General features: G+C 49.8%; 25 protein-coding genes. 14 read left to right on the top strand and 11 right to left on the bottom strand.

Going from position 1 to position 17,710, the window contains the following annotated elements; all coding sequences use genetic code 11:
* Position 1 precedes the first annotated feature (1 nt).
* Entirely contained in the window at positions 2-757 is a 756-nt protein-coding gene (locus tag L971_RS10360) for a DUF817 domain-containing protein (protein WP_029693636.1), read from the top strand.
* Between the two features lie 28 nt (positions 758-785).
* On the opposite strand, the gene L971_RS10365 is transcribed toward L971_RS10360, so the two are convergent.
* On the bottom strand, positions 786-1,211 hold the full coding sequence (locus tag L971_RS10365; protein WP_047375688.1) for a hypothetical protein: 426 nt from the start codon (positions 1,209-1,211) through the stop codon (positions 786-788).
* A gap of 851 nt (positions 1,212-2,062) precedes the next feature.
* Here L971_RS10365 and L971_RS10370 point away from each other — a divergent pair.
* Both L971_RS10370 and L971_RS10375 read left to right on the top strand, forming a co-directional pair.
* The gene (locus tag L971_RS10370; RefSeq protein WP_024370352.1) at positions 2,063-2,923 is read left to right on the top strand and encodes an ABC transporter permease subunit; all 861 of its coding nucleotides are present in this window, start codon (positions 2,063-2,065) and stop codon (positions 2,921-2,923) included.
* Entirely contained in the window at positions 2,923-3,981 is a 1,059-nt protein-coding gene (locus L971_RS10375; protein ID WP_052200361.1) for an ABC transporter permease, read from the top strand. The genes L971_RS10370 and L971_RS10375 overlap by 1 nt, the downstream gene beginning before the upstream one ends.
* 45 nt (positions 3,982-4,026) lie before the next feature.
* On the opposite strand, the gene L971_RS10380 is transcribed toward L971_RS10375, so the two are convergent.
* From L971_RS10380 to L971_RS10420, 9 genes are all read right to left on the bottom strand, one after another.
* A complete protein-coding gene (locus tag L971_RS10380; protein ID WP_052200363.1) occupies positions 4,027-4,455 on the bottom strand; it encodes a hypothetical protein in 429 nt (142 codons plus the stop codon).
* 17 nt (positions 4,456-4,472) lie between these two features.
* Positions 4,473-4,889, bottom strand: coding sequence for an NAD(+)--rifampin ADP-ribosyltransferase (gene arr / locus L971_RS10385; protein WP_024370355.1), 417 nt, complete (start codon positions 4,887-4,889; stop codon positions 4,473-4,475).
* A 136-nt stretch (positions 4,890-5,025) separates the two neighbouring features.
* On the bottom strand, positions 5,026-5,472 hold the full coding sequence (locus L971_RS10390) for a GNAT family N-acetyltransferase (protein ID WP_047375690.1): 447 nt from the start codon (positions 5,470-5,472) through the stop codon (positions 5,026-5,028).
* A gap of 149 nt (positions 5,473-5,621) precedes the next feature.
* Positions 5,622-6,458, bottom strand: a complete 837-nt coding sequence (locus L971_RS10395; protein WP_047375692.1) for a GGDEF domain-containing protein — start codon at positions 6,456-6,458, stop codon at positions 5,622-5,624.
* Between the two features lie 218 nt (positions 6,459-6,676).
* Positions 6,677-7,897 carry an MFS transporter gene (locus L971_RS10400; RefSeq protein ID WP_047375694.1) on the bottom strand — a complete coding sequence of 407 codons (1,221 nt, stop codon included), beginning with the start codon at positions 7,895-7,897 and terminating at the stop codon, positions 6,677-6,679.
* A 137-nt stretch (positions 7,898-8,034) separates the two neighbouring features.
* Positions 8,035-8,436, bottom strand: a complete 402-nt coding sequence (locus L971_RS10405) for a nucleoside 2-deoxyribosyltransferase (RefSeq protein ID WP_047375695.1) — start codon at positions 8,434-8,436, stop codon at positions 8,035-8,037.
* A 15-nt stretch (positions 8,437-8,451) separates the two neighbouring features.
* On the bottom strand, positions 8,452-8,733 hold the full coding sequence (locus L971_RS10410; protein WP_047375697.1) for a hypothetical protein: 282 nt from the start codon (positions 8,731-8,733) through the stop codon (positions 8,452-8,454).
* Positions 8,730-9,176, bottom strand: a complete 447-nt coding sequence (locus L971_RS10415) for a hypothetical protein (RefSeq protein WP_024370360.1) — start codon at positions 9,174-9,176, stop codon at positions 8,730-8,732. The genes L971_RS10410 and L971_RS10415 overlap by 4 nt, the downstream gene beginning before the upstream one ends.
* A gap of 13 nt (positions 9,177-9,189) precedes the next feature.
* Positions 9,190-9,645 carry a helix-turn-helix transcriptional regulator gene (locus L971_RS10420; RefSeq protein ID WP_047375699.1) on the bottom strand — a complete coding sequence of 152 codons (456 nt, stop codon included), beginning with the start codon at positions 9,643-9,645 and terminating at the stop codon, positions 9,190-9,192.
* A 159-nt stretch (positions 9,646-9,804) separates the two neighbouring features.
* Between L971_RS10420 and L971_RS10425 the strand changes: the two genes are divergently transcribed.
* The 10 genes from L971_RS10425 (at position 9,805) to L971_RS10470 (ending at position 15,837) form a co-directional block, all read left to right on the top strand.
* Complete coding sequence (locus tag L971_RS10425) at positions 9,805-10,116, top strand: SMI1/KNR4 family protein (RefSeq protein ID WP_047375702.1); 312 nt, start codon at positions 9,805-9,807, stop codon at positions 10,114-10,116.
* The gene (locus L971_RS10430; protein ID WP_047375704.1) at positions 10,113-10,715 is read left to right on the top strand and encodes a hypothetical protein; all 603 of its coding nucleotides are present in this window, start codon (positions 10,113-10,115) and stop codon (positions 10,713-10,715) included. Before L971_RS10425 ends, L971_RS10430 begins: the two co-directional genes overlap by 4 nt.
* 2 nt (positions 10,716-10,717) lie before the next feature.
* On the top strand, positions 10,718-11,422 hold the full coding sequence (locus L971_RS10435; protein WP_047375705.1) for a hypothetical protein: 705 nt from the start codon (positions 10,718-10,720) through the stop codon (positions 11,420-11,422).
* 32 nt (positions 11,423-11,454) lie between these two features.
* Positions 11,455-11,856 (top strand): DUF5412 family protein, encoded by a 402-nt coding sequence (locus tag L971_RS10440; RefSeq protein ID WP_024370365.1) that lies wholly within the window; start codon positions 11,455-11,457, stop codon positions 11,854-11,856.
* Positions 11,857-11,868: 12 nt separating this feature from the next.
* Positions 11,869-12,369 carry a hypothetical protein gene (locus L971_RS14850; protein WP_052200364.1) on the top strand — a complete coding sequence of 167 codons (501 nt, stop codon included), beginning with the start codon at positions 11,869-11,871 and terminating at the stop codon, positions 12,367-12,369.
* A 24-nt stretch (positions 12,370-12,393) separates the two neighbouring features.
* Positions 12,394-13,128 (top strand): hypothetical protein, encoded by a 735-nt coding sequence (locus L971_RS10450; RefSeq protein WP_047375706.1) that lies wholly within the window; start codon positions 12,394-12,396, stop codon positions 13,126-13,128.
* 92 nt (positions 13,129-13,220) lie between these two features.
* Entirely contained in the window at positions 13,221-13,937 is a 717-nt protein-coding gene (locus tag L971_RS14855; RefSeq protein ID WP_024370368.1) for a DUF2750 domain-containing protein, read from the top strand.
* Positions 13,938-13,992: 55 nt separating this feature from the next.
* Positions 13,993-14,526, top strand: a complete 534-nt coding sequence (locus tag L971_RS10460) for a DUF2199 domain-containing protein (protein WP_024370369.1) — start codon at positions 13,993-13,995, stop codon at positions 14,524-14,526.
* A 14-nt stretch (positions 14,527-14,540) separates the two neighbouring features.
* Positions 14,541-15,299, top strand: a complete 759-nt coding sequence (locus L971_RS10465; RefSeq protein ID WP_047375708.1) for a hypothetical protein — start codon at positions 14,541-14,543, stop codon at positions 15,297-15,299.
* 25 nt (positions 15,300-15,324) lie between these two features.
* Entirely contained in the window at positions 15,325-15,837 is a 513-nt protein-coding gene (locus L971_RS10470; protein WP_047375710.1) for a GNAT family N-acetyltransferase, read from the top strand.
* 41 nt (positions 15,838-15,878) lie between these two features.
* On the opposite strand, the gene L971_RS10475 is transcribed toward L971_RS10470, so the two are convergent.
* Entirely contained in the window at positions 15,879-16,349 is a 471-nt protein-coding gene (locus tag L971_RS10475) for a hypothetical protein (RefSeq protein WP_024370372.1), read from the bottom strand.
* Positions 16,350-16,501: 152 nt separating this feature from the next.
* Between L971_RS10475 and L971_RS10480 the strand changes: the two genes are divergently transcribed.
* Positions 16,502-17,482 (top strand): Gfo/Idh/MocA family protein, encoded by a 981-nt coding sequence (locus L971_RS10480; protein WP_047375712.1) that lies wholly within the window; start codon positions 16,502-16,504, stop codon positions 17,480-17,482.
* Positions 17,483-17,710 lie beyond the last annotated feature (228 nt).

A 17,710-nucleotide genomic window follows, 5' to 3' on the forward strand; every position in this document is an offset into this window, starting at 1 on the left:
GATGCGACACCTCCGTTACTTATTCATCTTCGGCTACGAACAGGCACTCAGTTGCCTCTTCGCGGTCGCCATCTTCAGCGCACTCGCGTTGACGAAATGGATCGACTTTCCGATTCCACGTTACGACGTCCTCCTCATCTGGTGTCTGTTCGTCCAAGTCGTGCTCGTCAAGACCGGGCTCGAGACGGTGGAAGAACTGAAAGTGATCAGTTGGTTCCACGTCATCGGGCTCGGGCTCGAGCTGTTTAAAGTCCAGATGGGGTCGTGGAGCTATCCGGACGAGGCGGTGACGAAAGTTTTGGGCGTCCCGCTCTATGCCGGCTTCATGTATGCGAGCGTCGGCAGTTACGTCGTCCAGTCATGGCGCCGCCTCGATTTGGAATTCCTTAAGATGCCACCACCGCTCATCGCGTTTGGCCTCGGAATCGCCATCTATTTTAATTTCTTCTGGCACCACATTTGGCTCGATTTGCGCTGGGTGTTGATTGGCCTTGTCTTTCTTACGTTCGGTCGGGCCATCGTCACGTATCGGCTCGACGACCGTCGCTTCACGATGCCCGTCGTCGTCGCCTTCTTTTTGATCGCCTGCTTCATCTGGTTTGCGGAAAATATCGTCACGTTCTATAACGGATGGGCGTATCCGAACCAGTTGAGCGGCTGGGCGCTCGTCGACCTCGGCAAACTGTCTTCGTGGTTCTTGCTCGTCATCATCAGCATCTTACTCGTGGCGTGGCAGAAGCGACGCCAAGAATGGTAAACACAGGCAAGGCGTGACCGGATTTCGGTCACGCCTTGTTTTCAACGTTGGACAGTTTTAGTTGTGAGCGAGCAATCATGTGGAGGATGAATATATAGAGCGGGAACGTGAACAGGAGCGCGATGATCCATAAGCCGAGGGCAGGACTTGGCCATGCTGCCTCGCTTGGTGCAGGAACGAACCGTGTCCACCCATATGTGAACAGTGCCAAATAAGGGAGCCATAAAACGTATAGGGCTAGGTTCCATGGTGAAGGTGCGAGTCGTCTGAAGCGTTTGATGATGACACGCGTGAACAAGATGAGTAAAGCAAGAACGCTCGTAGCGACGACGAGCACATACCCGTCACCAATCAACAAATAGAGCCGTCCACTGTTGGCAAGCAGTTGAACGTTCAATAATAGGTGAAGCGCCAGTAGCAGCGAAATGATTTGTAACTTGAGGAAGTGGGTCATATAAGACTCCTTGATTTAGTGGGATGATGAAACGTTGTTCAGAAGCGCTCGTATAATACGAGCGAGGCGATCAAGTTGGCACAATTAATTGTGTTTTGGTTTGTCGGATTCATGTGTGTTCTCGACATTTATCTATGCAACACAATGGCGGGGCGAGCGCAAACTGATAAAATTACTAGGAGCCATAATTAGTGTTTTTATAGCCATCGTTTGTTTTGTGATAGCCATACCAGATACATACGATCGCGCCCTCGACCGTTTTGAGACGGAGACCGGGAATTGCTACATCAGTCAAAACGAGGCGGCGTGACCCTACGGTTTGAAGAGGGGTCTTACGATTTTTCCAGACATACCAGAGGACGTCGCATATGGCCCAGGCACGTTGCTTGATTGTACCGTCACATTGACGAAAATGAATTCGACTGGAGTTGACTATATGATGAAGTCGAAAGAGGGCGAGACTCTCTTTTTACCATACCGAAGTATTCTTCTTTTTAGAAGGATACTTTAGTATCGTTATCTGCTATTCACCATGATGGAATCAATTGTCGCCTAGAATCAACACATATCCACTTTCCCAATAAAATGATTGTCATATCATATTTGTCTTTCGAAGTGCTGAGGGACCCTATGGCACCAGGGCACCATAACTAAATGATATCATGACTTACTTGTTTATAATTTTCGGAATATTGTTTTTATTCATCAGCTAATTGTGATAAAATCATAACAGTGTATATGGATATTTTTAACTTTAGTATCCGTAATATAAGCTTTATTATGGGTTGCTTATATGAAAGCACGACAAGGTTATGCGACATCGATGTATTTTTGGAAAGGGGAAGAACAGGATGAACTGGATTGCTCAAAAATCGGCTCAGTTTTTTATCACATTGTTTGTGTTGATTGCAATCAGTGCTTTGCCATCACTCGTCGTGCAACTCGAGTTCGTGCCATCGAACTACTGGAACGGGTTGCAACAACAATTCAGTCAGTTGACGAAACTGGATGAGATCACGTATTACAACGTCACGGCGCAACGAGAGTTACCGTTGTTGCCAGCGCTCGGACCACTCATGAAAGAGACTGTCATCATCTTTATGACGTCATTGGTCGTCGCAGTCATATTCGCTCTCCTATATGCTTATTTCTTTTATCGGAGCGGGAAGCGCGTACGGACGGTGTTGCAACAAACGAGCCAGACGCTCGAGATGATCCCGGATCTGTTTTGGCTTATCTTCACGCAGTTCCTCGCCATCACCCTTTATAAGAAGACAGGCTTCGATCGCATCGAGGTCGCGGGTGGTTTTGCCGAATACATACGTTTTTTGCCGATCGTGACGTTGACGCTCACTATCTTGTTTTTCTTCCTCAAATGGTTGACGAAACATATTTTGGAAGAGGAAGCGACGCCATTTCTCGAACTGGCACGGGCCAAAGGCGTCCGACCGGCCGCCTTGTTCTGGAAACACTTGCTGCCTAATTTGGTGTATCGATTCTACCTCTTTTTCCGCTCGAATTTGATTACGGTGCTATCGAGTCTGTTGATTATCGAATATTTGTTCAACGTGCAAGGCATCTTCCGTTTCGTCGTCTATAATCCGGTGACGCCGATCCTCCTCGTCATTTTACTGGTCGTGTATATTCCGATCTTTCTCGTGGACGTGTTGGCGGAATGGCTTATCCCAGATGCATGGAAAGGAGGGGTATGATGCGCCGTGTACTCCTACGTGACCCGATTTTCTTAATCGTCTTCACGATTTTAATGGGCTTACTTGTACTCAGTATCGGCAATACGATTTTTCGCGACGGGCAAGTCGATCAATTCTTGAATCGGTACTCAGAGGAAGGACGATTGATCGGCATCCCGCCGCTTGAACCGTCTAAAGATCAATGGCTCGGGACAGACCGAGCCGGGAACGACTTGTTTCAAATGATGATTGAAGGGTTCAAATGGACGGTCGGCATTTGTGCGACCGTTGCGCTCGGACGGATGACGATCGGTTTGCTCGTCGGGATTCCGCTCGCGTTTCGCGGGGCGCGGTTGAACCGGTACTTCAAAATGATGCTGGACGGTTTTTTAATTCTACCGATCTCGTTACTCGCCATGATGATGCTGTTCTCGTCACTAATGTTCGCCGACTCGACGATGGTGCCGCCGCTCGTAGATCGTGTATCGCTTCAGTTAACGGTCTTCGTCCTACTCGGTTTACCTGCTGTCACGCTCTATTTGATCACAGAGGTGAGACAACTTCTAAAACAGGAGTTCATGGTCGTCGCCGAGACGTTAGGAGGCGGCGTTTGGCACCGGACGAGGCGTCATCTGTGGCCGCACCTCGTCCCGACATTGGTGATCGTGTTCATGCAACAGTTCGTCCAAACATTGATGTTACTGATTCATCTGTCATTGTTCGGCGTCTTTTTCGGAGGAACCGTCTTTCTGTTTGAAGGGGTCATGCCGACGCTGTTCGAATGGTCGTCGATGTTCGGTTATTATTTCAAGCAGTTCACGGCGACGACTTGGATGACGAGTCATATCTTCCTCGTCCCGGCCATCGGACTGTCCTTGCTCGTTTTCCTCAGTAACTTGTTGACGAGCCGACTCGAGCGGGCTTTCCGGTTACGGCGTCAAGAAGCGATCGTGGTCGATGAGACGGTCTCGCAAGCAGAGGCGGCAGCGGCCTCGATCGCCGATTCGTTCACGCTCGTTCATGCGGATGGTGCGCTTCAACAGGGGAACCAAAAGAGAACGGATGGAATCAGTTACTGATCCCATCCGTTTTTGCAACTCATGAATAGAAGAAACTTAAAGGCATCAATCCTCGCGGTATGATTTGAGCTCCTGCATCCATTCATCAAGCATGTCATAGTCGATTCTTCCTGATTTCGCCGTGTAAAAGAAGCCGCGGTAACGGACGGTGTCGGCACTGTTGATAATAAAATCATCGAGCTCATCCCCATCCTTGCCATACAACGTGATGTGGTATGAGTACCCCATATAACCGAAGCTCACTTTTCCTTTTTGAAACGTGACATCATTTAAATTTTGCATGACGGCGATGATGTCGTCTCGGTCACTCAAGTCGAGCTCATAACCGCTCTGACCGTCAAATATGTGAATGCGAGCCACGCTCGATGATGTTGTCGTGATGACGCGTTGCGGGATATACGTCGTCGCATACAATAATCCGAAGACGGTGAAGACGAGGATGAGCCATTTACGTTTCTGATACGATTTCTTCAAAGTACTTCTCCTTCATGTCAGTCTTCAATGACATCTTTCCCTTCTAGACGAAGCTTCTCAAGCGCGGCGCGCATCTGGTCGATTTGTTCGACGGAATGGCGTTCCCAAGCACCAAGCTCGGCCACGACTTTGATCGGTTCGCTCGAGCGGTACGACCGGGTCGGATTGCCGGGGAAGCGTTTGTCCGTCAAGTTCGGGTCGTTCTCGAAGTCACCGGTCGGTTCAACGAGATAGATGCGCTCTCGGGCGTCAGACTTCGCGAGCTCAGCGCCCCATTTGGCGGCGTCGAGCGTCGCCGTGAAGTAGATATAGTTCGATTGTTTGTCTTGATAGTTCGAGCGTTGTTTTGGTTCAAGCAAGTCCCCGAGCTTCAGTTCGGCTTTCGTACCGTGGAAAAACGGGCCACGGTCGAGCGGTGTGTTGTCATCGTTCATGTATCATCTCTCCTTCAGTCAGGCTGTCTTCACAGTGTAGTGGATGAAATTAGGGGAAAACAGTCTGTTTGTGGTTCGAGAATCTCGATATAATGAGAATGGGAAGAGCGACTTGCTCTTCTTTTTTTCATGTATATCAAAGTTTTTTTCTTAAGGAATAACTCGTGATGGCGTAGTCCATCTTGTCCGTATAAAAACGGTGCGCCTCGGTTCGGGCGAGTCCAGACTCGAGGGCAACGTAATGGGCGCCACGATTGCGTGCGTATTCGTGGACGAAGTGAAGCAGCATCTCACCGTATCCGTTTGAACGATGCGCGGCGCACGTCACGAGGTCATATATGTAGACGTGCTTCTCGAGATAAAGATTGACGCGAACTTCTATGCCCGCGAGCGCTACGATCGTATCGTCGGAGTATAGCGCATAAAGTTCATAGCCTTGGGGCCGCATGGCGGCGACGAGCTCACGATAGGCGTCGAGGGTCAGGTCGGTCCGCAATTGGTTCATGACGGGGAACGATGCGTCGAGTTCGCGTGGTGACTGGATCGGTTTAATGCTATAGACGGTCGATGAAATGGGAACCATGCCTCCTTGATGGTGTGTTATATATTGATTTCGCTCTCGTGTGTCGTGAATCCTGTATAGACAAGACGAGTCACGCAGACTACGAAAAAGCCCTTGAACAATCACGTCCACCGACGGATCGCTCAAGGGCTTACTAGGTCAAAACGATTCTAATGAAGCGATGAAGCCCTCTCGAGAATCGCATCGACCATGACCGTGGCGTTCTCAAGCGTCACTTCATAAAACATGTCCTCGTATGTCAGTCTCACGTGCTCGCCGCTCTGTAACTCATAGTCCTCGAGCAACGGACGGATGCGGTCGTGGACAACTTGCGCCGCCTCTGGAGACGTGTACGGAAAGATGATGGCGAACGTGTCATGGCCGATTCGATATTTTTGGTCCGTGCGCCGTGTCGCCCTGTGGAGTTCGTCACTGAAGTAATTCAAAAACCATTCATACTCAGTGCGTCCATATGTCTCTTCGAAACGCATAAAGTCGTCAAATTGAATGAACGAAACCGAGAAAGCACCACCATGGCGGACGAGACGGTCACGTTCGCTGTTGACGTTCAGTTGAAACCGCTCGGCGTTATCGAGCCACGTTTCGGGGTCAACGGCAATCAGTTGTCGCGCACGTTCTTCAAGTGCGTATCGCGATCGCTGAACGCGCTTCACGAGTTGGTGAACGAGGCCAGAAACGACAGATAGCATGAGGAGAAGTGTGGTAAACCCGATCCCGCGCCAATTGAAGAACTGGACTTCCCCTTGTGCGTTTAGTGGGGCAAACGATTGGAAGTAGATGAAGAGAAAGACGAGCAGTGTCACAGAAATCGACAAGCCAGCCCGCATCCCGAAGGCGAGTGAAGTTATGACGATGACCGGCAAAATCAATAAGCCGAGAAATCCGCTGTCACTTTCCACGAGTAAGATGGTATAGAGTATCGTTCCGATGAGCAGGGAAGAGATGAGACCAATCAGCTTTAACGATTCGTTGGTCCATCGGTTCATAGTCATCCCTCCTTGTGTATCTTTTGAGTTTGAGGCTTTCCCTCACAATTATCCCATGTATAGGTGGGTTAACCAAGAGAAGGCACTTTATGTTCATTATAGAACAAGGGATGACGTCGGATTATCGACTTTTCGAAATGAAGCGAGTACATTCTTTAAATATTTTAAGGTAAAACGAACAGAGACAGCCGTTTCGTATAAACGACTGTCTCTGTTCTTCATGACGCTTCTTCAAATGAAACGGTATCGTACAATGAACGTCTCGAACGTTCTAGTGCAATCCGGACCGTGATTAAGCCGACGAGCAAGAACGCGAGCGAGAAGGCAATGTACGTCGAACGGATCCCGACAAATTCAGCGAGAAGACCGATGCCGAACGTCAAGCTGATAATCAAGACAGACTCCGCGACGCTGATCACCCCGGAGAAGCGGCCCATTAGCTCGTTCGGGACATTGTTCTGATAAAACGACAAGAAGCCGGTGTTCGCGAACGACAAGGCGAACGTGAGTAAGAAGAACCCGACAGACGCGACCACGAATGATTCCGAGAAGGCAAAGACGAGATAGCCGACTGGCGTCATCACAGCACCGAAACTAATCAAGAACGACAACGTCATCCTCGCACTGAACATCGCATTGATGATCGATCCGGCGATAATCCCGGCTCCGGCGACACTGACAAGAAAGCCGTAACGGCTCTCGGAGAAGTCGAGCACTTGCGTCGCAAACGATGCCTCAAGCGAGTCGAGTCCGGACATGAAAATCGTCATGACGCAGAAAAGGCTATAAACGAGCGTCACGTAGCGCTTCGTCGACGCGAAGCGTACGACCGTCTTCCAATCTTCGATGATCATGCGTACACTGAACACTTCAACTTCGTCACGGGCCGCATAGAGCGTTGGTAAAAGCGCGAGGATGCCGACGGAGACGAGTAGCGCCAACGCATTCAACTGAATGGCGAGCGTCGGACTGCCAATCATAAACAAAAGCCCGGCGATAGCTGGTCCTAGGATAAAACCAGCCGATTGGACGAAGTTCTTCAGCGCGTTGAACCGTTGTCGATCGTTACTTGGAACGAGCTTCGTCATGTAGACGAGGGACGCCGATTCAAAGACGGAACTGGCGATATTCAAGAAAAAGACGAGTACATAAATGAGGGCAAGCGAGTCGATGAAGGCGAGACTAAAGACGACACCGGCACGTAGCGCGTCAAGTAGAATCATGAGGCGTCGTGTATCCGTGCGGTCGATGACCGTACCTGACCAGAAGTTGGCACAAAGCGCCGCGAGCGGGACGAGCATATAGAGGACGGACACGGCAAATGGCGACTGCGTCATCTCGAGGACGAACAAGTTGAGGGCGATGAAGTACACCCAGGCCCCGAGGTTCGAGATGCCGACCCCAGTGAGCAAAAGTAAAGGTTGTTTCCAAGATCGCATCGCAATCGTCTCCGTTCAAATCAATTTTGAACAGTATGTCACAAAAATGACTGAGACGCCATAAAAATCAAGTAAATTCAAAATTTTGTGTGGGAAAGGGAAGGGAGTTGAAGTACACGACAGAGGAGAAACAACGTTTAGAAGCTTGCAGACGGGAAATAAGAATCGATTTGATGTGGAACGTCTTCAAGGTCATCAGTCAGCTGGACGACATGCGAGACGTGATAAAACGTGCTCGTCGTCTCGAAATCCGTCATGCTGTCGGTCGTGTCGTGAAGAAACACCGGCACGCCTGAACCGATTGCAATCCCGAGCTCGACGTGGCTGCCTTTCCCGGCCGGAAGCAAGACGATGACAAAGTCAGAATTCTTGATGGCGTCACGCTCTTTTTCTCCGATTGCTCGTAGCGCATCGATTGAATCGGCTCGCGCGTTGAGCGTCCAATCGTACGTATGCGTATGGCCTTGCGCGGTGAGCAGATCGCGTAACCGTCTGACGTTCTCGGTATTATAAAAACCGGACCCAATATAGTAGTTCATTTATCTTCCTCCCATTCAAATGTGATTCATGTTAACTGCGACGATCCACCAGAGAATGAGACTGAATGACAGCGCAAACGCGACAATCTGTCCGATTCCGACAACGAACCGTTGGCGGTAAGTCCAATGATGCTTCTGTCCGAGATGGGTGCTGAAACCGATGACGGACGACAGGAGCAGCCCGGCTGTTCCGCCTACCCAAAGCCATTCATTCACGTCTTGCAGGTTCGGTGAAAGCAAGAAATAGATGAGAGCGGTGATGAGACTGGCCAACCCAATCAGCAACCAATAGCTCATGCCGATCTCCGTGACACCATCATCGCTATTTCATGAATACCAAGGATGAACAGCCCGATGAAAAAGGCGAACAAGGCGATGAAATCTGCCTCGACGTTGAAAAAGAAGTTGAGCCCGAAGAGTGGGGTCACGAATAACAAGTAGAGCGGATATTGAATCGCGAACAAGGCGTCAAGGATGACGATGTCGTACACATACGTCTCAAAGCTATGTAACGTGAACACGGTCACACCGGCGAACAGGAGGGCGGTCACGTAAAGCTTAGCGACCCGGTCGTTCAAGACGCACGTCCCAATCATGCAAAGGACGAGCAAGACCGACGCCGTTGCCTGGAGCGGTCCGATTGTCGTATCGGGGAACGTGACCGAAGGAATGACGTTTAAGACAAAGGCGATAGCATAGACGCACGATAGCGTCACGATGCATCGTTTTTTAATGTTCATGTTGAAGCTCCTCTCATTGATTTCGCGCGAGTCTGGCCAAGACGTGCATGGCATCGTCCGCATCGAACGAGCTGTACCAACGGACGTCTTTTGAATCGAGGATCCGATAGTGGCTACTGATGACGTTTTGTTGCATCACATAATCGCCATCTGTCGAGATCTGCTTCCACCAGACCCGGCCGCCGAGCGTCTTCGATTTCGGCTCGTAGGCGACCTCTTTAGCGAGCAATTTCACGAACTCGACCGGGTCGTCCCCAATCTCATTTAACAGAATCTCGCTATCATTGAAGAGTGCGCAGAGCGTGACGACCGTGCCCCAGTTGGCGACAGTTCGTTCTTTCTCGATTTGGATGAGCGTTTTTTTTGAGATGCCGATCACCTCGGCCATTTCTTCTTGCGAAAACTGTTGCTCGATCCGAATCGATTTCATATGTTTTGAAACAGTTTGGATAAAATCGTTCTTATTCATGGTCCACCTCAATTGACTACTAAAAAGGATATAATGACAATAACTTACAAGTGTAATTTTACACTATACATAATCGTTGTCAATTAGAATCAATGGGAATATAAAACATATTTTGAGGATGATGAGGTAAAATGAAGAAAATTAAAGGGAGGTAGTCATATGACGAAAGAAGAATTGCTGGCGTTATTACCGACGTCCGAAACGGAAATTCGAATCAAAGATGCAGAAGGGCTGCCGCGTTTCGCATTCTTGAACGAACGCGACCGTTTCGACGAGGTGCAAGGAGAGGTTTTCGATGAGGAAGAACCGTGGCCAAACCATCTCCCCGTCATCGGATATGAAGATTTCCTCGGTGACCTCGTCTGTGTGGACTTGAAGACAAATGAAGTCGTCATCGTTGACCATGAGACAGGTGATCATGTCGAGCAAATCGCGCCCTCGTTTGAAGCTTGGTTGCAGTCAGAACGATGACATGGGAATACGTGCGAAAGTTTCTCCCGATTGAAGAGCGTCCCGTCAACATGACGACTGCTTCGGGTGAACGGCTGCCTGCGACGCTCTTCACTATTGAGGATGTGTTATACCTTCCATTATCTCCGCTCGGGCAACGAATCGGATATGACGCTTCCGGTGATTGGCTCGTGTACGGACGAGATGAGAGGCTCTTTTTATGGAGTGAGGCGAACAATCAGATCAAATCGATTCGGACGCCGATTGAGACGGTGCTCGACATTGCGCCGACAAACCAGCGGCTCATCGAACTCTTTAAGCTGGTGAACGGAGGAAAGCTGGCGACAGATGAACTTCCGAGGCGCTGGAACGTCCCGTCTCGAGAGGATCTTGTCGATTGGTTATGCGCTGTCCTTACAGGCGCGCTGACGTTCGAAAACGTCTCGGACTTGGCAGCGGACGCACTCAAGCGGACGGAAGACATGCACGTTGATGCGAGTGTGATGGACGGGCTGACGTTTTTGCACGGGGTCGACCTTCAGGTAGAGCCGGGTGTATATTTGCACGAGAAAAAAGAGCTCGAGCGTTGGATTGACGATCTGCGAGAAAGGGAGGGTTGACGATGAGGATTTCAATCGAACAGTTGGGTCAAGACGGGCTGACGCGCGAGATACCTAGATTGGATGCCTTGCTTAAGTTACTTCATCAGAAGATTCGGAGCTTGAAGCTTACACTTCCTCGTGACGCGTCGCTGACGGTTGTCTGTTGTGACACGTTGTCGAGTGAATCGCTTCAAGCCATCGTGTATGAGCACGGGGTTGTCCCGGTGTATGTGTTACCAATCGATAAAGAGGTCACCCCGGAAATGGCGCTGACCGAGGTGGAGCACGCATTACGCTTCTTTGCGCCGAACGTCTTCACACCAGACGTCCTACATACGTTGCGCAATCACGTCGAGCGTCACGACTATGCGTTCGAAGCAAACTTGATGCGTGCGAAAAATAAGAATGAGACGATTCGGGCGAACTTGATTGTCACGATAAGAGAGGATAAAGCTAGGGTATCGCTTGATTTATATGACATCCATGGTAAACGTCGCTGGATGAAACGGGAAGCCGTCATCGAGGTCGATGCATCGACGTTCGATCGTTCCTTTCCGAGAGGGTATCGAATCTCTCGTCAGGTGTACAAGTTGCACTGGGATTCACTCTATACGTTGGATGTGATCGGGTGGCTCGGAGACCGGTACAGATTTCGTGTCTACCCGAAACAAGACGGGAATTGGAACGTGACCGGTCAAACGCTAGAGCGGAAACGTTCAGAATGATCAGTCTTGGACGGACGAGAAGGTGAGCGAACTTGAAAAACATACATTACGGCTGGCTGATTGCCCTTGGTTTAGTCAGTTTATGTGTTTGGGCTGCGCTCGGGTATGGTGGCTACCGTTTCTTAACAGCAGCCGACACGATCGATGGTGTGCCAAAGGGTGAGCTCGTCTATGAATCAGTCTCACCCGACGGGACACAGACGATGTTCTTTTATCGAACGAGCGGCGGGACGACGACAGACTTTGCGATGTTAGGGGAAATTGAACACGATGGGTCGACAGAGCGAGAGCGTATCTTTTGGGACTATCCGTGTGAAGAAGTGACAGTCGTTTGGGAAGAGGGGCTCGTCACGATCAACGACGTGACGCTTGAACCGGTGCGCGAGGTGTATGACGTACGGTACGGCACATATGAACGTGTGAGAGACGACTGAGGAGGTCAAAACATGGGATGGTTCAAGCATATAGATCGTGTGGCCTTTCGACGTGCAATCCGGTATCGAGACGTACGGACCGTGCTTGCAATGGCTGCTACATATGATGACGACACGGTGCGCGATTTGTTTTTAACAGTTGGATATGACGAAGGTGACCTCTCGCTTTATGATTTTATCGTCGAAATCATTCAAATAGAAGAGACGGCACAATGGCATGAAATCGCCTCGCTTTTATTAAGCCAGCCGTTTTGTCACCATGCAGGCGCCTATGAGCGGAGTTTTTCACACGCGATAAGGGCCACTGAACTTGATCCTGACGATGTTCGGTTGAAAGAGTATGTATTATTCTTTCATGTCATTCCGGACAAACTGCTTAGTGAAGAGGAGGCGGAGCGATTGGCACTCCAAATCTTAAGCGTTTCCCCTTCTAGCCACGTCGCACGCCAACATGTCTATAGTGAAGCGGGATGGACGCAACTTAGACGACTCGATTCAAAAACGACGTTCTAACAAGAAGACGAAAGGAGTATAACGATGAACGAGACAATGTATGAAGCTGTTGACGCCGATTGGTGGGGTGAGGAGCTCATCACGTTACATCATGCAGATGGCGTTGCCATCGTGACGTGGCGAGCGAATACGATCAAACTCAAACTCGACCTGACCGACCCGTTCATCCGGGTGATCGACGAGGCGACATTTGTCATTGTCGACTTTACTCGCGATGATACAAAACCGAATGCTTGGACTGTTCGAACGGATGGCAGCATCGAGACTTCATTTCATGCCGGTCAATGTATCGCGTCCGTTGCCGTTGATACGTCAAGGATTTGGGTCGGATACGGCGATGAAGGGATTTTTGGTGAAGGCATCGCGACGGAGGCGCTCGTTTGTTTTTCAAAGGGCGGTGACGTCCTGTTTCGCTATAATCCCGAAACGCGTAAAGCACCGATTATCGTTGACTGTGAGCACCTTGTTACGACCGCTTCAGGCGTCTGGACTTTCCCGTCACTCGACGGTGAGTTGACACATATCGATCGTAACGGACAAATTATCGTCTATCGTACACCGAAAATGCTCCATGAAAGCGAGGCGATGACGATTGTCGAAGAAGCGGCTTATTTTGTGACGGGCGGCGAATTGTATCGTTGGGCGTTCGGTCGGCGTGAGAAGCCGACCCGATGCGGGAGAGTGACCGGTGACCTGCGCGGGTGTGCTGGCGGGTTTATTCAAATCGACGGAACGGATGTCACGTTGCTTCGTGTGTGAGTCGTTCAGACAGCAAAGACGAAAAACACATTCCCTCTTTTCACCAAAAAAAGTATACTTTATGTGATTGAATGACGAAATGAGGGATTGCAATGCGAATCGAAACCAATTTGCCAGGATTTACGTTAGAAACAATCGAAGCGGTCGAACAAGCGCTCGGGAGCCGTTTGCCGAACGGACTCCGGGAGGCGTGGCTTCACGACAATAAGTTTGAGGTCGGGGAGTGGTTCTTTTACCCAATCAAAGACGAACGCTTCTTCAATAAAACGTGGGACGACATCATCCGTGCGAACAGAGACGAGCGCGGGTTACCGGAAGACTTTATCACGGTCGCTGCGAACGGGAGCGGGGACGAGCTCGGTTTTTTGACTTCAGACGTCGAGACGATCTATATCTGGTGGCATGAGACGGAGGAACTCGAGCGAGTTGCCGACTCAATCGATGCGTTCGTCGAAGTGGTCCGATTGGAGTCGGACGTGATCGAGCGATTCTGTGCGCGTGTCCTTGAAAGCGAGACGGTGTTCGGCTTATCGGCCGAAGCGGACAATGGCTGGGCATATGCGCCTTCAATCATTGAGGCGACAGACGTGTTGCTGTTCTTCTCGACTCGTGAACGCGCACTTGCTTGTAGGGCTGAGGAATGGGAAGACTATCAGCTTATCGAGTTGCCACTTGATTTGTTCGTCGCGGGCTGGTTGCCGAATATGGCGGATGACGGGTTGCTATGTGGATTGGATTGGTCGAGTGACTTGAAAGGGATGGAGTACGATCCCGAAACCGTCCTAGAAGCCATCGAAGAAGAAGACTAATTTTATTTCAAATACCGCATTTATATTTATTTTTTATTAAAGGAGAAGTTGTAAAATGATGAACCGTTTCAAACAGAAGCGCAAGCATAGCGGCCAGTGTGCCTGCTCGGTCTGCCAGACGCCAATCGACATACCGCTCGGATACGGCTCACTCATGCCGACTTATATCGAAGAATTCTCTAAGAAAGAGATGAAGCGGCGCGTCTTTTTGACCGACGACATCTGCGTCCTAGACGAGGAACATTTCTTTGTGAATGGTTGCCTCGAACTCCCGATTATCGGAGAGGACGACGTCTTCACTTGGAACGTCTGGGTATCGCTCAGTGCGGATAACTTCTTTCGGATGCTTGACGCGTGGGAAGATCCGGCTCGTGTCGAACTTGAACCGATGTTCGGTTGGTTCTCGACGGACTTGCCCGATTATCCGGACACGATCAACTTGAAGACGAACGTCCATATTCGTGAAGTCGGATTGCGTCCCTTCATCGAACTCGAGCCGACCGACCATCCACTCGCCGTCGAGCAACGAGAAGGGATCACACGTGAACGGATTGAAGAACTAGCGCGTATTGTGAAAAGCGACGTGTGAGAGGAGAGCTCAATTTGAATGATTACACGGTAGGGAATATTTTTGAGCTGTACTCAGGAAACGAGCTCCTTTCGGCAGAGCAACAAGCGATGATGGATTGCATCGATGCATACGTTGAGGCAAAACAGTTCAAACAGCTCGAGTATTACCTTCAACAGACCCGGGGTATCGAACAGCTGTTGATTGACCACGTGATGATGGACCCGACCGATAAAAACCGATGGGACTGGCTCGTCGGGTATGAGTTGATTGACACAATCGAAGATTTTGCACGGGTGAACAGCTTCGGTCTCACCGCCTATACATATCATCCGGATGACCCGTTCTATTATGCGCTCGCCTTATATTGGACGGGATGGAATGACTTTGTCATCACGGATGAGGACGTCGCCTTGGCAGATTCGCTCATCGAACAAGGTCCGGAAGACGTGAGTGGTTTGCTTTGCATTGCGTTGGCGAAAGAGTTCAGTCATCTGAAGCAGCACTATTATCAACTCGCCATCGAGCGCTGTCCATGGGCACCAGAACCGTACTTATGGCTCGGGAAGCGCCGCTTTTACTCTAATCCGGGAGAAGGAAAGATGCTCATCCAGCAAGGACTTGACCGAGTGAAGTATACATGGGGATTCGATCAAAAGGGGCGCTGGTTCAATACGGGTTCACAATATTTCAATCCCAGCACGTGGCGACAAGACACCATCGCTGAGCTGCTCGGTCTAAGCATGTCCCGTGACGAGTATAAAAAATATGAACGGATGATCAATAAAAAATAGTCACTTTTAAGAATGGAGTATTGGAATGACCACAATCTCTTTAGCTACACCATCAGATGTGAATGCAATCGAACAACTTTATCTCGCCTGTAAAGACGATTTGCTCCACAGACAGATTTTCCAATGGGACGACACTTACCCGAACCGCGCCTATTTCGAGGATTGTATCAAAGAAGGCTCCGTCTATGTCATGAAAGACGGTGAGCAGTTGCTCGGAATCGTCGTGCTCGATGAATGGCAATCTTCGGAATGGAACGAGATTGAATGGCAAGGTGATAAGCCGCTCGTCATACACTCGCTCATGGTCCATCCGTCGCAACAAGGTAAGGGAATCGGGAACCTCGTTCTCCACGCTTCGGAGCGTTTGGCAAAATTACAAGGGTACAATAGCATCCGGCTCGACAGTTTTTCGGGTAATGAAACTGCATGTAACTTTTATCAACGCCATGGTTATGTCGAACGTGGTAGTGTTCATTTTGATTCAAAACCTAAAGGGCATGAACGATATATTTGTTTCGAGAAAGCGTTTGAAAACTAGCATGAAAAGAATAGACCTCGAGTTGAGGTCTATTGTTAATCTTATTGAGTTAAAATGATGATTTTTTCTGTCAATGCTGCTGAAACTGTATAAATGGAATGTGTGTCGTCTGCGCTCATCATCGCACTTCGTTCACCTGCTTCACCGTACCAGAAATGAAAACGTTGTTTGTCTTCGTTCGCATAAACAACATCTACATAGTGTGTAGGATTAGACATGTTCACAATCCCATCTTCTTTCATGGCACTTTCAATGACTGCACGTAACGTTTCAATCGACGCATCATCATTAAAACGGATTACCTCACCGTCTTTTGAAATGCTAATCGTTGCGATCGAGTCTTCAATCTTCATGTTCTCCGCGCCATCTTCTGAAGATGGACTCGCTTCAGTTTGTTTAGCGACTTTACTCGGATCATTTTCTTTTTGAGTATCTTCCTGTGATTGACAACCTATAAGAATGGAGGTTAAAAACACAGGTGACAAAAGCAATGACATTTTTTTATTCATCATAATGATTACTCCCAACTTGATTTCGCTCTATACTTGTTCCGTATAGGAAAGATAAATTCCTTTTTATTACATTGATTTCGGGTAAATGTTAAGTGGGATGGCTCATTCATTTCCGAAGACATAAATTAAACAAAGAAACGAGGAGACTACCTATGATTCGATTCGGCATCATCGGCACGAACTTTATTACCGACACTTTTTTAAAGACGATTCAACATATCAAGGACGCAGAAGTGACGGCCATCTATTCAAGAACGGCGGAGCGGGCAGATACATACGCCGCTCAACATGACATCCTTTATACGTTCACATCGCTTGAAGCGATGGCAGCGAGTGACGTCATCGACGCGGTCTATATCGCGAGCCCGAACTCGCTACACGCCGAGCAGAGCATCCTGTTCATGCGTCACAACAAGCATGTCCTCTGTGAGAAGCCGTTCGCCTCGAACGTCCGCGAGGTCGACGCGATGCTCGAGACGGCCCGCGCGCATGACGTCGTCTTGCTCGAGGCGCTCCGCAACTTGTTCATGCCGAACTTCGACGTGTTGCGCCAACAACTCCATCGCGTCGGTCCGGTCCGGCGCGTCATCTTGAACAAGTCGCAATATTCGTCACGGTACGATTTGTATAAGCGTGGGGACAACCCGAACACGTTCAATCCAGCCTTCTCGAACGGGTCCTTGATGGACCTCGGCGTGTATTGTCTCGGTCCCGCGCTCAAGCTGTTCGGTCGACCGAACACGGTATTGGCGAACGCCGTCAAACTCGAGTCGGGCGTCGACGGCAGCGGCTCGGCCATCCTATCGTATGACGCGATGGACATCGTCATGCTCCATTCGAAGATTCACGGTTCGAACTCGCCGTCTGAAATCATCGGGGAGACGGGGCGGATCTTAATTGACGACATCGCCACGTTCGACCGGTTGACGTTCGAAGGGCGTGACGGGACGACCGAGGAGCTCGTCAGCGAGCAGACAAACCCGATGGCGTTCGAGATTCAGGAATTCATTCGGTTGATCGAGACGGGGGAGCGGGAGACGTCGCATCATACATATGACGACATGCGCACGCTCGCCGACGTCATGACCGAAATGCGCCGGCAAATCGACGTCCGTTACCCGGCAGACGCATAAAAACAAGCCTCGAGCGCGCTCGAGGCTTGTTTCATTCTTTGTTCAGGTATAAATGTCGGATGAACAATCCGAGCGCGATCGTCATGATCACGGCCGGAATTAAGCCGACAAGCAGTAAAGATCCCATGCGTTCATTCCTTTCCGAGCGCTTCGAGGCGCTGTCTCATGTCCGTGAACGACTGTCCGTCTGAGAGGACGCTCAGCTCGCCGGAGACGAGTTCACGCACT

Origin of the sequence: Exiguobacterium sp. ZOR0005, assembly GCF_000798975.1 — a bacterium.
Classification (GTDB): domain Bacteria; phylum Bacillota; class Bacilli; order Exiguobacteriales; family Exiguobacteriaceae; genus Exiguobacterium; species Exiguobacterium aurantiacum.